This window comes from Kitasatospora sp. GP30, assembly GCF_029892145.1.
Lineage (GTDB): Bacteria > Actinomycetota > Actinomycetes > Streptomycetales > Streptomycetaceae > Kitasatospora > Kitasatospora acidiphila.
Map to the genome: position 1 here is coordinate 138634 of NZ_JARZAH010000004.1, position 13910 is coordinate 152543.

Annotated in this window: 13 protein-coding genes; all 13 read left to right on the forward strand. The window is 71.5% G+C overall.

Annotated features, from left to right (window positions below):
* Positions 1-56: 56 nt before the first annotated feature.
* On the forward strand, positions 57-932 hold the full coding sequence (gene argB, locus P3T35_RS08670) for an acetylglutamate kinase (RefSeq protein ID WP_101385473.1): 876 nt from the start codon (positions 57-59) through the stop codon (positions 930-932).
* Complete coding sequence (locus P3T35_RS08675; protein ID WP_101383735.1) at positions 929-2236, forward strand: acetylornithine transaminase; 1308 nt, start codon at positions 929-931, stop codon at positions 2234-2236. Before argB ends, P3T35_RS08675 begins: the two co-directional genes overlap by 4 nt.
* A gap of 18 nt (positions 2237-2254) precedes the next feature.
* Positions 2255-2806 carry an arginine repressor gene (locus P3T35_RS08680; protein ID WP_101383736.1) on the forward strand — a complete coding sequence of 184 codons (552 nt, stop codon included), beginning with the start codon at positions 2255-2257 and terminating at the stop codon, positions 2804-2806.
* A gap of 186 nt (positions 2807-2992) precedes the next feature.
* Positions 2993-3196 carry a ferredoxin gene (locus tag P3T35_RS08685; protein ID WP_101383737.1) on the forward strand — a complete coding sequence of 68 codons (204 nt, stop codon included), beginning with the start codon at positions 2993-2995 and terminating at the stop codon, positions 3194-3196.
* On the forward strand, positions 3193-4389 hold the full coding sequence (locus tag P3T35_RS08690) for a cytochrome P450 (protein WP_280704896.1): 1197 nt from the start codon (positions 3193-3195) through the stop codon (positions 4387-4389). Before P3T35_RS08685 ends, P3T35_RS08690 begins: the two co-directional genes overlap by 4 nt.
* Positions 4390-4546: 157 nt before the next feature.
* Complete coding sequence (locus tag P3T35_RS08695; protein ID WP_101383738.1) at positions 4547-5740, forward strand: argininosuccinate synthase; 1194 nt, start codon at positions 4547-4549, stop codon at positions 5738-5740.
* An 89-nt stretch (positions 5741-5829) separates the two neighbouring features.
* Positions 5830-7260, forward strand: coding sequence for an argininosuccinate lyase (gene argH, locus P3T35_RS08700; protein ID WP_101383739.1), 1431 nt, complete (start codon positions 5830-5832; stop codon positions 7258-7260).
* 282 nt (positions 7261-7542) lie between these two features.
* Entirely contained in the window at positions 7543-8043 is a 501-nt protein-coding gene (locus P3T35_RS08705; protein WP_101383740.1) for a GNAT family N-acetyltransferase, read from the forward strand.
* Positions 8044-8549: 506 nt separating this feature from the next.
* Positions 8550-9635, forward strand: a complete 1086-nt coding sequence (locus tag P3T35_RS08710; protein ID WP_101383741.1) for an ATP-binding cassette domain-containing protein — start codon at positions 8550-8552, stop codon at positions 9633-9635.
* A complete protein-coding gene (locus P3T35_RS08715) occupies positions 9632-10327 on the forward strand; it encodes a methionine ABC transporter permease (protein ID WP_101383742.1) in 696 nt (231 codons plus the stop codon). The genes P3T35_RS08710 and P3T35_RS08715 overlap by 4 nt, the downstream gene beginning before the upstream one ends.
* Positions 10328-10467: 140 nt before the next feature.
* A complete protein-coding gene (locus P3T35_RS08720) occupies positions 10468-11295 on the forward strand; it encodes a MetQ/NlpA family ABC transporter substrate-binding protein (protein ID WP_101383743.1) in 828 nt (275 codons plus the stop codon).
* Between the two features lie 136 nt (positions 11296-11431).
* Positions 11432-12055, forward strand: a complete 624-nt coding sequence (locus tag P3T35_RS08725; RefSeq protein ID WP_101383744.1) for a GNAT family N-acetyltransferase — start codon at positions 11432-11434, stop codon at positions 12053-12055.
* 206 nt (positions 12056-12261) lie between these two features.
* On the forward strand, positions 12262-13485 hold the full coding sequence (cbiE, locus tag P3T35_RS08730) for a precorrin-6y C5,15-methyltransferase (decarboxylating) subunit CbiE (protein ID WP_101383745.1): 1224 nt from the start codon (positions 12262-12264) through the stop codon (positions 13483-13485).
* Positions 13486-13910 lie beyond the last annotated feature (425 nt).

The following is a 13910-nucleotide window of genomic DNA, read 5'->3' on the forward strand; positions in this document are numbered from 1 at the left end:
TGCATATCGCACCCAAGGGCGAACAGGCCCGCAACAACACCGCGTTGCCCAAGGCGATGACGCTGATCGAGGCGCTGCCCTGGCTGGAAAGGTTCCACGGCAAGACCGTGGTGATCAAGTTCGGCGGCAACGCCATGGTCGACGAGGCCCTCAAGGCGGCCTTCGCCCAGGACGTGGTGTTCCTCCGCTACGCCGGCCTGCACCCGGTCGTGGTGCACGGCGGCGGTCCGCAGATCAGCGCCCAGTTGGAGAAGCTCGGCCTGGAGTCCTCGTTCACCAACGGGCTGCGCGTCACCACCCCGGAGACCATGGACGTGGTCCGGATGGTGCTGGCCGGCCAGGTGCAGCGCGAGCTGGTCGGACTGCTCAACGAGCACGGGCCGTTCGCGGTCGGCATGACCGGCGAGGACGCGCACACCATGACCGCGGTCAAGCGGTACGCGGTGGTCGACGGCGAGCAGGTGGACATCGGGCTGGTCGGCGAGATCGTCAACATCGAGGCCGGCGCGGTGAAGGCGCTGATCGCCGACGGCCGGATCCCGGTGATCTCCAGCATCGCGCGCGGCGCCGACGGCCACGTCTACAACATCAACGCCGACACCGCCGCGTCCGCGCTGGCGAGCGCCCTGGGCGCCGAGATGCTGGTGGTGCTGACCGATGTCGAGGGCCTCTACGCCGACTGGCCCAACTCCGACGACGTGATCAGCCAGCTGGGTGCCAGTGAACTGGAGGCCATACTGCCGGACTTGGCCAGCGGGATGCTGCCCAAGATGGAGGGCTGCCTGCGCGCGGTCCGCTCCGGCGTGGGCACCGCGCGCGTGCTGGACGGCCGGGTGCCGCACAGCCTGCTGCTGGAGATCTTCACCGACGAGGGAATCGGCACCATGGTGGTGCCGGACGACGACGCCGCTGTCCTGGGGGGCCTGGCATGAGCAACAACAGCGATCTGACGGCCCGTTACCAGCGGGCCTTCACCAACAACTACGGAACCCCCCGGCTGCCGCTGGTCAAGGGCGCGGGCGCGCTGCTCTGGGACGCCGACGGCAACGAGTACCTGGACCTGGTCGGCGGCATCGCGGTGAACGCCCTGGGCACCGCGCACCCGGCGATCATCGAGGCGGTCACCGCGCAGCTCGGGCAGCTCGGCCACGTCTCCAACCTGTTCATGGCGGAGCCCACCATCGAGCTGGCCGAGCGCCTGCTCACCCTGGACCCCCGGCCCGGGCGGGTGTTCTTCTGCAACTCCGGCGCGGAGGCCAACGAGGCCGCGTTCAAGATCAGCCGGCTGACCGGCCGGACCCGGCTGGTGGCGCTGGAGGGCGGCTTCCACGGCCGGACCATGGGCGCACTGGCCCTCACCGGCCAGCCCGGCAAGCAGGAGCCGTTCCGGCCGCTGCCGGGCGACGTCACGCATGTGCCGTTCGGTGACGTCGAGGCGCTGCGGGCCGCGGTGTCCAGCGCGACCGCCGCCGTGGTGCTGGAGCCGATCCAGGGTGAGAACGGGGCGATCCCGCTGCCGCCCGGCTACCTGAAGGCCGCCCGCGAGATCACCCGGGCGGCGGGCGCGCTGCTGATCCTGGACGAGGTGCAGACCGGCATCGGGCGGACCGGCCACTGGTTCGCGCACCAGGCCGAGCCCGGCATCGAGCCCGATGTGGTGACGCTGGCCAAGGGGCTCGGCGGCGGCCTGCCGATCGGCGCCGTGATCGCGTACGGCGCCGCGGCCGACCTGCTCCAGCCGGGCCAGCACGGGACCACCTTCGGCGGCAACCCGGTGGTCGCGGCAGCGGCGCTGGCGGTGCTGCGGACCATCGAGTCCGACGGCCTGCTCACCCAGGTGCAGAAGGTCGGCGACCGGCTGCGCGCCGGGATCGAGGCGATCGGCGACCCCCTGGTCTCGCAGGTGCGGGGCGCGGGGCTGCTGCTGGGCATCGTGCTGACCCGGCCGGTGGCGGGCCAGGTGCAGGCGGCGGCGCAGCGGGCCGGGTTCCTGGTGAACGCGGCGGTGCCGGACGCGGTGCGGCTGGTCCCACCGCTGGTGCTGACCGAGCAGCAGGCGGATCGCTTCCTGGCGGCGCTGCCCGGCATCCTCGCCGAGGTCCGCGCCGAGTCGGCTACCGAACACCAGGCGGGCGAACGCCAGGCGGGCGAGCAGCAGGTGGGTGAGCAGCAGGTGGGGCAGGGTGCGGGGCTGGACGCCCGGCAGGACGACCCGGCCGCGCAGGCTGCGGAGTAGTCCGGAAGAATCATCATCATGAGCGTTCCCCCATCCGACCAGACCCCCGTCGGCCCGACGCCGCAGGTACCGCAGACCCGGACCGCGCGCCACCGGCGGATCGTGGATCTGCTGACCCGTCAACCCGTCCGTTCACAGAGCCAGTTGGCCAAGCTGCTGGCCGACGACGGGCTGGTGGTCACCCAGGCCACGCTCTCCCGGGACTTGGACGAGCTGGGCGCGGTGAAGATCCGCAACCGGGACGGCACGCTGATCTACGCAGTGCCGGCGGAGGGCGGCGATCCCACACCGCGGGCGCCGATGGGGGAGTCGGCCAGCGAGGGCCGGATGGCACGGCTGGCCGGCGAGCTGATGGTCTCGGCGACGGCGTCCGGAAACCTGGTGGTGCTGCGCACGCCCCCTGGTGCCGCGCAGTTCCTGGCCTCGGCGATCGACACGGCCGGGGTGCACGAGATCATCGGCACCATCGCCGGTGACGACACGGTGCTGCTGATCAGCCGCGACCCGGCGGGCGGCCAGGCCCTCGCCGACCACCTGCTGCAGTTGGCCCAATCCCGCTCGGAGCGCTGAGGACGGCCGTTCCGGGTGGTGACTGAGCGCCTGCTCAGCGTCGTGAATCGGCCATTCTCATACGATCGTCCGCTGGTCCTTCGTACGGACAGCAGCGCGGCGTTAGGTTGGCCTTACGGAACGTTGGTTGCCCGAGGCAACAGGCCTCGGGCGGCCGATCCCCTTCACGTCCAACGAGGTCCCGCCATGCACGTGACTGTTGATCAGGATCGCTGCTGCAGCTCCGGGCAGTGTGTGCTGACCGCCCCCACGGTCTTCGACCAGAGCGACGAGGACGGGGTCGTCCTGCTGCTCCAGGCCGACCCCGACCCCTCGCTCCACGCCCGGCTCCGCACCGCCGCCGCCCTCTGCCCGGCCGGCGCCATCACGCTCACGGAGGTGGACCGGTGACCAGCGTCCACGAGCCCTCCGAGCTGGCGACGCTCGGGTTCCCGGAGCCCCGCGCCGAGGGCTGCCCCTTCGACCCGCCGCCCGCCTACCGGCAGCCGGCCGGCCGCGTCGCCCTCTGGGACGGCATGCCCTGCTGGGTGCTCACCGACTACCACCACGTCCGCACCGTGCTGTCCGACCGGCGGTTCAGCGCCGACGTGCGCCGGCCCGGCTTCCCGTTCCTCTCGCCGGGCCGGCGCGAACTGGTCGGCGATCAGCCCAGCTTCCTGCGCCAGGACGACCCGGAGCACCAGCGGCTGCGCCGGATGATGACCGGCGACTTCCTGGTGAAGCGGATCGAGCAGTTGCGCCCGCGGATCCAGCGGATCGTCGACGAGGCGCTGGACGCGATGATCGCCAAGGGCCAACCCGCCGACCTGGTGGCCGACTTCGCCTTCCCGGTGCCGTCGCTGGTCATCTGCGAACTGCTCGGCGTCCCGTACGACGACCACGAGTACTTCCAGGAGCTGAGCCGCCGCCTGCTGGACTCCACGGCCGGGCCCGGGGCGGTCGCCGAGGCCCTCGACGCGCTGACCGACTACATGGCCCAGTTGGCCGCCTCCAAGAAGGGCGAGCCGGACGGCATCGTGGCGCGGCTGGCGACCCGGGACGACCTCACGCCCGAGGAGGTCGCGTCCAACTCGGTGTTGCTCCTGCTGGCCGGCCACGAGACCACGGCCAACATGACCTCGCTCTCGGTCCTCGCCCTGCTGCAGAACCCTGAGCAGCTGGCCCGGTTGCGTGCCGAGCCGGAGCTGACCCGGGGCGCGGTCGAGGAGTTGCTGCGCTATCTGACGATCGTGCACAACGGTGTGCCCCGAACCGCCTTGGAGGACGTGGAGTTTGACGACGGCCTCCAAGTCCGGGCCGGTGAGGGTGTGTTGGCGATGCTCGGGGCGGCCAACCGCGACGAGGAGCTGTTCGGGGACGGCGACCGGCTGGACATCGGCCGGGATGCCCGCCGGCACCTGGCCTTCGGCTTCGGCGTCCACCAGTGCCTCGGCCAGCCGCTGGCCCGGGTGGAGCTGCAGATCGCCCTGGCGACCCTGCTGAGGCGGCTGCCCGAGCTGCGCCTGGCGATCCCGTTCGAGGACGTCCGGTTCCGCACCAGCGCGCTGATTTACGGGCTGCACGAGCTACCGGTGGCCTGGTAGCCGCGAGTCCGGCCCGAGCCCGTCCCGGATCATCCCGGGGCGGGCTTGGAGTTTCATGCGCTGGTGTGCATAATTATGCCTACTAGCGCATGAGACCCTCTCTCGCTCGCCCCGCTCGTACGCGTGAACAACTCGTACCGTGAAGAAGGAGAAAGCCGTGACCGAGCGCGTCGTACTCGCCTACTCGGGCGGTCTGGACACGTCCGTCTGCATCGGCTGGATCGCCGAGGAGACCGGCGCCGAGGTCATCGCCGTCGCCGTCGACGTCGGCCAGGGCGGCGAGGACATGAACGTGATCCGCCAGCGCGCGCTGGACTGCGGCGCGGTCGAGGCCGAGGTCGCGGACGCCCGCGAGGAGTTCGCCGACGAGTACTGCCTGCCGGCCGTCAAGGCCAACGCGCTCTACCAGGGCGAGTACCCGCTGGTCTCGGCACTCTCCCGCCCGGTGATCGTCAAGCACCTGGTCGCCGCCGCCAAGAAGCACGGCGCCAGCACCGTCGCGCACGGCTGCACCGGCAAGGGCAACGACCAGGTCCGGTTCGAGGTCGGCATCCAGTCGCTCGCCCCCGAGCTGAAGTGCATCGCGCCGGTCCGCGACTACGCGATGACGCGCGACAAGGCGATCGCCTTCGCCGAGGCCAAGGGCCTGCCGATCGCCACCACCAAGAAGTCGCCGTACTCGATCGACCAGAACGTCTTCGGGCGCGCCGTCGAGACCGGCTTCCTGGAGGACATCTGGAACGCCCCGATCGAGGACGTCTACGAGTACACCCAGAACCCGGCCGCCCCGCGCGAGGCCGACGAGGTCGTCATCACCTTCCAGGCCGGTGTCCCGGTGGCCATCGACGGCCGGAAGGTGACGGTCCTCCAGGCCATCGAGGAGCTCAACAAGCGGGCCGGCGCCCAGGGGATCGGCCGCCTCGACATGGTCGAGGACCGGCTGGTCGGCATCAAGTCCCGTGAGATCTACGAGGCTCCGGGCGCGATCGCCCTGATCACCGCCCACCAGGCACTGGAGAACGTCACCGTCGAGCGCGAACTCGCCCGCTACAAGCGGCAGGTCGAGCAGCGCTGGGCCGAACTGGTCTACGACGGCCTGTGGTTCTCGCCGCTCAAGCGCGCGCTGGACGGCTTCGTCAACGAGGCCAACCAGCACGTCTCCGGCGACATCCGGATGGTGCTGCACGGCGGCCGCGCGGTGGTGAACGGCCGCAAGTCCGACCAGTCGCTGTACGACTTCAACCTGGCCACCTACGACACCGGCGACACCTTCGACCAGTCGATGTCCAAGGGCTTCATCGAGATCTTCGGGATGTCCTCGAAGATCGCCGCCCGCCGCGACCTCGGCTGAGCCACGCCGTCCCTGCCCGTCCCCTCCCTGAGCCCCGGCCGTTCCCCCACGGCCGGGGCTCACCCTCAACCAGGCTAGGAGCCACCGCGATGTCGCAACACGAGTCCGCCGACGTGCGCCTGTGGGGCGCCCGCTTCGCCGACGGCCCCTCCGAGGCGCTGGCCAGGCTGTCCGCCTCCGTCCACTTCGACTGGCGGCTGGCGCCGTACGACATCGCCGGCTCCAAGGCGCACGCCCGGGTGCTGAACCGGGCCGGGCTGCTGACGGACGATGAACTCGCCGCCATGCACGCGGGGTTGGACCAGCTGCTGGCCGACGTCGAGTCCGGTGCGTTCACCGGCACCATCGCCGACGAGGACGTGCACACCGCGCTGGAGCGCGGGCTGCTGGAGCGGCTCGGCCCCGAGCTGGGCGGCAAGCTGCGGGCCGGCCGGTCCCGCAACGACCAGATCGCCACGCTGTTCCGGATGTACCTGCGCGACCACGCCCGGATCATCGGCGCCCTGATCCTGGACCTCCAGGAGGCCCTGGTCGGCCTGGCCGAGGCCCACCCGGACACCGCGATGCCCGGCCGCACCCACCTGCAGCACGCCCAGCCGGTGCTCTTCGCGCACCACGTCCTCGCGCACGTCCAGGCCCTCGGCCGGGACGCCGAACGGCTGCGCCAGTGGGACAGCCGCACGGCCGTCTCGCCGTACGGCTCCGGGGCGCTGGCCGGCTCCTCGCTCGGCCTCGACCCGCAGGCCGTCGCCGCCGACCTGGGCTTCGAGCACGGCTCGGTGGGCAACTCCATCGACGGCACGGCCGCCCGCGACTTCGTCGCCGAGTTCGCCTTCGTCACCGCGATGATCGGCGTCAACCTCTCCCGGATCGCGGAGGAGGTGATCATCTGGAACACCAAGGAGTTCGGCTTCATCACGCTGCACGACGCCTTCTCCACCGGTTCCTCGATCATGCCGCAGAAGAAGAACCCGGACATCGCCGAGCTCGCCCGCGGCAAGTCCGGCCGCCTGATCGGCAATCTGACCGGTCTGCTGGCCACCCTCAAGGCCCTGCCGCTGGCCTACAACCGGGACCTGCAGGAGGACAAGGAGCCGGTCTTCGACTCCTGCGACACCCTGGAGGTGCTGCTGCCCGCCTTCACCGGCATGATGGCCACCCTGACGGTGCATCGGGAGCGGCTGGAGGAGCTGGCCCCGGCCGGCTTCTCGCTGGCCACCGACATCGCCGAGTGGCTGGTCAAGCGCGGGGTGCCGTTCCGGGTGGCGCACGAGGTGGCCGGCGCCTGCGTCAAGCTCTGCGAGAGCCAGGGCATCGAGCTGTGGGACCTCACCGACGAGCAGTTCGCCGGGATCTCGCCGCATCTGACGCCCGAGGTCCGCGAGGTGCTGAGCGTGCACGGGGCGATCGCGGCGCGCGACGGCCGCGGCGGCACGGCGCCCAGCGCGGTGGCCGTGCAACTGGCCGAGGTGAAGGCCGACCTGGCGGTGCAGCGCGACTGGGCCGCGCCCGCCGGGTGAGGCCGGACGGCGCGGCGTGAGTGGCCGCGCCCGCCGCGTGCTGTGCCGACCTGTGATGGCGGCAGCCTTCCGCGTGATTTCCGCCACCTGCGGGGTGCGCGCCGGTTGAGGGGAGCTGAAGGCTGGGTAGAGCGCTGGCGAACGTGGCAGCCCTCGGCGGCTGCTACGGTCTTGCGCTACTCCCGGTCTGGGCCGATCCCCGGCCGGGCAGACCTCCGGCACACCGCCCGGCGTGAACCCTCACTGCGCGCGCCGGGCATTGACGATGGGAGGCCCCCGCACATGGGCATGAGCGTGAACATCTCGGTCGCGACCGAGCAGGACACCGAACAGATCCTCAAACTCCAGTACCTCGGCTACCAGAGCGAGGCCGAGCTCTACGGCGACTGGTCGATCGAGCCGCTCACCCAGACCCTGGAGAGCCTGCGCGCGGAGCTGGCCGACCGCCATGTGGTGGTCGCCCGCCTCGGCGACGAGGTGGTCGGCACGGTGCGCGGCTGGGTGGACGAGGACGGCGTCGGCCGGATAAGCCGCCTGGTGGTGCACCCGCGGATGCAGCGCCACGGCCTCGGTGGCCGCCTGCTGCGCGCGGTGGAGGAGCGGATGCTCGCCGACGGCCCGGTCCGGGCGTTCCAGCTCTTCACCGGCCACCGCAGCCTCGGCAACCTGCGGCTGTACGCCGGCCAGGGCTACGAGCAGACCGGCGTGCGCCAGGTGAGCCGCGAGCTCAGCTACGTGACCCTGGAGAAGCCGGTGCACGAGCCGCTGGCCACCGCGGTCTGAACCAGTCATAGCGAACGGCCCCACCCTCGGGTGGGGCCGTCGTTGTTTCCGTCACACCCGCGAAAGCCTTGTGGCGCCTGGCTCGTGTCCGCAATATGGACGCCACATCCTGTTTGCTGGGATTAACGCAGCTCATCTGTTTTACTAGCTTCCATGACTGCGACGACGAAAACCACCGCCACCGGCACTACGCCGGCAGGTGTGCGTGGCATGTGTTGTCGAATGTGTCAGTACTGATCGGGCGTTAGCGCGCCGCGGGCCACCGCCCGCCGCTCCAGCCCCGCGCGGTTCCCGCCGCGGTCCCGTTGACCTGCACGGTCGCACCACCGGACCCGCCTGCGCGCCCCGCCGAGGCCCGGCCACCGGCCCGTCTCCCCCCTCCGCAAGGACGAATCCCCGGCACATTCGCATCCGTGCCCGGGAATTCCGACCAGCACCCTTCGTATTCAAACCCTTGAAGTCGGACAACCGGTTTCGAACACCGTCCCCGAGCAACGGAAGCAGCTGTGATCACCACCAAGGACCTCACCAAGGTCTACACCTCACGCGGCCTGTCTGGGGGCGCCTCCCGGCCGAAGGCTGGGGGCGTCAGCGCCCTGCGCGGCGTCGACCTGCATGTGCGCGAAGGCGAGGTGTACGGCGTCGTCGGCACCAGCGGGGCCGGCAAGAGCACGCTGATCCGCTGCGTCAACATGCTGGAGCGCCCCACCTCCGGCACCGTCACCGTGGACGGCGTCGAGCTCACCGCGCTGCGCGGCAGTGAGCACCGCGCCGGCAGGGAGCTGCGCGAGGCGCGCCGCCGGATCGGCATGGTCTTCCAGCACTTCAACCTGCTCTCGTCGCGCACCGTCCAGGAGAACGTCGAACTGCCGCTGGAGATCACCGGCCTGGACCGCACCGCCCGCCGCCGCAAGGCCGCCGAACTGCTCGAACTGGTCGGCCTCGGTGACAAGGCCCGCGCCTACCCCGGCCAGCTCTCCGGCGGCCAGAAGCAGCGGGTGGGCATCGCCCGCGCCCTGGCCGGCGACCCCAAGGTGCTGCTCTCCGACGAGGCCACCTCGGCGCTCGACCCGGAGACCACCCGCTCGATCCTGGAGCTGCTGCGCACGCTCAATCAGGAGCTCGGCCTGACCGTGCTGCTGATCACCCATGAGATGGAGGTCATCAAGTCGGTCTGCGACTCGGCCGCGCTGATGCGCGACGGGCGGATCGTCGAGGCCGGCACGCTCACCGACCTGCTCGCCGACGACAGCTCCCAGCTGGCCCGGGAGCTGTTCCCGCTCGGCGACCTCGGAGACCCCGGCGCCGGCCGGCCGGACGGCACCGTCCTGGAGATCACCTTCCAGGGCGACACCTCCACCCAGCCGTTCATCTCCCAGCTGGCCCGCACCTATCAGGTCGACATCAACATCCTGGGCGCCGCCGTGGAGACCATCGGCGGCCGCCAGGTCGGCCGGATGCGGGTCCAGCTGCCCGGCGACCACCAGGACAACGTCGTCCCGATCGGCTACCTGCGCGAGCAGGGCCTCCAGGTGGACGTCGTCACCGAGACCGGCGCGAACACCGACAGCACCACGGGAGTTGTGGCATGACGTGGGACGACATGCAGCCGCTGCTGCACGACGCGACCATCGAGACCCTGCAGATGGTCGGCATCGCCACCCTGGTGACCCTGCTGCTCGGCCTGCCGCTCGGCATCCTGCTGGTGCTCACCGACAAGGGCGGGCTGCTGCAGAACCGGCTGGTCAACAAGGTGGTCGGCGCGGTCGTGAACGTCGGCCGCTCGCTGCCGTTCGTGATCCTGCTGGTCGCGCTGATCCCGTTCACCCGCTGGGTCGTCGGCACCTCGATCGGCTGGCAGGCGGCCACCGTGCCGCTGGCCGTCGGCGCCATCCCGTTCTACGCCCGCCTGGTGGAGACCGCGGTGCGCGGTGTCGACGGCGGACTGGTCGAGGCGGTGCAGGCGATGGGCGGCTCCACCTGGGCGGTGGTCCGCAAGGCCCTGCTGCCCGAGGCGCTGCCCGCCCTGGTCTCCGCACTGACCACCACCGTGATCGCGCTGATCGGCTACTCCGCCATGGCCGGCACGGTCGGCGGCGGCGGGCTCGGCAACCTGGCCATCACCTACGGCTACATGCGCTTCGAGACCGGCTTCATGGTCGTGATCGTCATCGAGCTGGTGCTGCTGGTCACCCTGATCCAGCTGATCGGCGACCTGCTCGTGCGCCGGCTGAGCCACCGCGGCGCCGCCGCCGGGCTGCTCGCCCGCCTGCGCCGCGCCTGACGGCCAACCCCGCAACAGCCGCAACAGCCGCAACAGCCGCAACAACCGCGCCTGACGCCCAACACCCGGGCACCCACAGAGACTTCCGCCCCCGGAACCCCGGGTGCGCGGTTCATCGAAAACGGAGAAAGGCACTTTTCGTGCGTACCGTCCTGAAGTTCACCACCGCAGCCCTCGCAACCGCCGGCCTCGCGCTGTCCGCGACGGCCTGCTCCAGCTCGTCGTCCTCCTCGAACAGCGCGGACAAGCCGCTGGTCGTGGTCGCCAGCCCCACCCCGCACGCCCAGATCCTCGACTACATCAAGGACAACCTGGCGGCCAAGGCGGGCCTCAAGCTGACGGTCCGCGAGGTGAGCGACTACACGCTGCAGAACCCCGCCGTGCAGGACGGCTCCGCCGACGCCAACTTCTTCCAGCACGTCCCCTACCTGACCGACTTCAACAAGACCCACGGCACCGACATCGTCCCGGTGGAGGCCGTCCACCTGGAGCCGCTGGGCGTCTACTCCAAGAAGGTCAAGAAGGTCGCCGACCTGGCCGACGGCGCCCCGGTCGCGGTGCCCAACGACGCCACCAACGAGGGCCGCGCGCTCAAGCTGCTCGCCGACAACCAGGTGATCACCCTCAAGGACGGCGTCGGCACCGGCGCCACCATCCACGACGTCACCGGCAACCCGAAGCACCTCAAGTTCAAGGAGCTGGACGCCGCCCAGCTGCCGCGCGCGCTGAGCGACGTGGACGCCGCCGTGATCAACGGCAACTACGCGGTCGGCGCGGGCCTCAAGCCCGCCACCGACGCGATCCTGCTGGAGAAGGCGGACAACAACCCGTACGCCAACGTGCTCGCCGTGAAGAAGGGCCACGAGAACGACCCGCGGGTGCAGAAGCTGGCCCAGCTGCTGCACTCCGACGAGGTCAAGAAGTACATCGAGAGCACCTTCCAGGGCTCGGTGATCCCGGCCTTCTGATCGCCCCACCCCCGTCGAGCCCCCATCAGCCGCTTCGCTGACGGGGGCTCGGCCGGCTGACGCTCCGTCGCCCCGTGGCAACGACTGGGCCGGACGGGGCGTACCGTGGGTCCACGACCCGGCGAGGAGAGACGGTATGCCAGCGAGCTTCCCCGAGACCGCGATCAGCACCGAACGGCTGCTGCTGCGCCCCTTGGCGGAGGGCGACGCGCCCGAGCTGGTCGCCATGATGGCCGACGACCTGGTGCTGAGCTGGACCGATGTGCCCCAGCCCTACACCCGCCAGCACGCGCTGGACTGGATCCGCCGGCAGGCACCCGCCCTCCGGGCCGAGGGCCGGGGCATCGCCTTCGCAGTCATCGACCACCTGACCCGCCGACTGGTCGGCGTGGTCGAGCTGCGGCACACCGACTGGCGGCTGCTCAGCACCGAGGCCGTCTACGTCACCGCGCCCTGGGCCCGCGGCGAGGGCTACGCGGTGGAGTCGCTGCTCGGCGTGGCCCAGTGGCTCTTCGAGGACCGCGGCTTCCTGCGCCTGGAGCTGCGCACCGCCGCCGGCAACACCGCCGCCCAGCAGGTGGCCCAGAAGATCGGCTGCATCAGCGAGGGCGTGCTGCGCAGCGCCTGGATAGTGCGCACCGGCGAGGTGGGCTCGCCGGGGGAGGAGAGCCGCAGCGACCTGATCCTGTGGAGCCTGCTGCCCGAGGACCTCGAACCGGTCGACGACCACCTGCAGGACCGTTACGCCTTGCAGGACTGAGCCACTGCGGGCCCGCCCGCGGTGACTGCCGAGGGCCGCCGGCCGCGCGCGCCGCGAGACCGCCCACCGCGACGCCGACGATCAAGAACGCCTGGTTGCTGCGGCACTGACGCAACCACCAGGTAACCTCTGCTGCTGGGCGGACGGCCCAGGCAGCGGGGGGCGCAGCGCCTCCCGCCCAGGATCTTCGAGGGAGAGCAGCCGCGATGGCTGACCGGATCACGGTCATCGGGTGGGACGGAACGCCGCTGACCGAGGCGGCCGCCGCCGCGCTCGCCGCCGCCACCTTGGTGGCGGGAGCGCCGTACCAGCTGAACGAACTGCCGGTACCGGCCGCGGCCGAGCGGATCGCGCTGGGCAGCGTGGAGGTGGCGGCCCGTCGGATCGCCGAGCACCGCGGCGCCGCGGTGGTGGTCGCGGAGGGAGATCCGGGGTTCTTCGGCGTGGTGCGCGCGCTGCGCCGGCCCGAGCACGGCCTCGAACTGGAGGTGCTGCCTGCGGTCTCCTCGGTCGCGATGGCCTTCGCCCGGGCGGGGATGCCCTGGGAGGACGCCCAGGTGGTCTCCACGCACGGCGGGCGGCTGCGCCGGGCCGCGAACATCTGCCGGGCCCATCCCAAGGTCGCGGTGCTGACCAGCGCCGACGCCGGGCCGAGCGAGCTGGCCCTGATGCTGCGCGGAGTGCACCGCACCTTCGTGGTCTGCGAGGCGCTGGGCACCGAGGACGAGGACGTCACCGTGCTCACCTCGGACCGGGTGCCGGACCACGACTGGCGCGATCCCAATGTGGTGCTGGTGATCGGCGGCTCCACCCCGCAGGGCCAGGGCGGGGACGCCACCTCCGGCTGGCTGGCCGGCCGCCCGGTCGGCTACCCGGGCACCGAGCGCGGCTGGGCGCTGCCCGGTGACGCCTATGACGGCGACTCACCGCTCACCCTCTCGCCGCAGACCCGGGCGGTGGTGCTGGCCAGGCTCGGCCCGGGCGCCGGCGACCTGGTCTGGTGCGTGGGCGCGGGCAGCGGCGCACTGGCGGTGGAGACCGCCCGGTTCGGCGCCGCGGTGGTCGCGATCGAGGACGACGCGGCGACCTGCGCCCGGATCGCCGTCAACGCGCGCCGCTACGGCGTCGAACTGGAGACCGCCGCCGGGCGGGCGCCGGAGGTGCTGGGCGGGCTGCCCGAGCCGGACGCCGTGGTGGTGGAGCGGGGCGGGGCCGAGGTGGTGGCCGCAGTGCTGACCCGCCGTCCGGCCCGGCTGGTGGCGCTGGCCACCACGGTCGCCGAGGCGCATGCGATCCGCGCGGTGGTGACCGCCGCCGGCTACCGGGTCGAGGGCACGGTGCTGCAGTCCGCCCCGCTGGACCCGGAGCCCGAGGTCGCCATCGGACCGTTCGAAAGCACCATGTTGCTCTGGGCGGAACCCGCCTCCTGACCTGGGCATGCTGGGGAGGTGCCGTGAAGTCGCTGGTGACGGGTCGGCAAATGAGGATGATTCGGACAGTGGGGGTCCAAACCGATCGTGCCGGCCGGTAGTCTGACGATCTGACTGCTGCCCTTCCCAGTGGGGGCGCGGGCCGCGCCGACGTGGTGCAACGCACACGGAGATCGGTGCGTGGGCATTCGACTGACGCACGCCTGACCGGAAGAATGGCCCGGGGCCCGGGCCGGTCGTGCCGGATGCCCCGGGCTGTCGTTAGTTCAGGTGACGGTGCTCGTCGCGCGAGCGTCCCCAGTGGGCGCACGGGCAGCGGGTGCCGTCCACCGTGACCGATCGGACGGCCCACGGCTGCCGGCACCCGGCGGTCGGCAGGTTGAACGGTGGGGTGGGCCGGTACCCGGCTTGGACCCGGAGCGGGC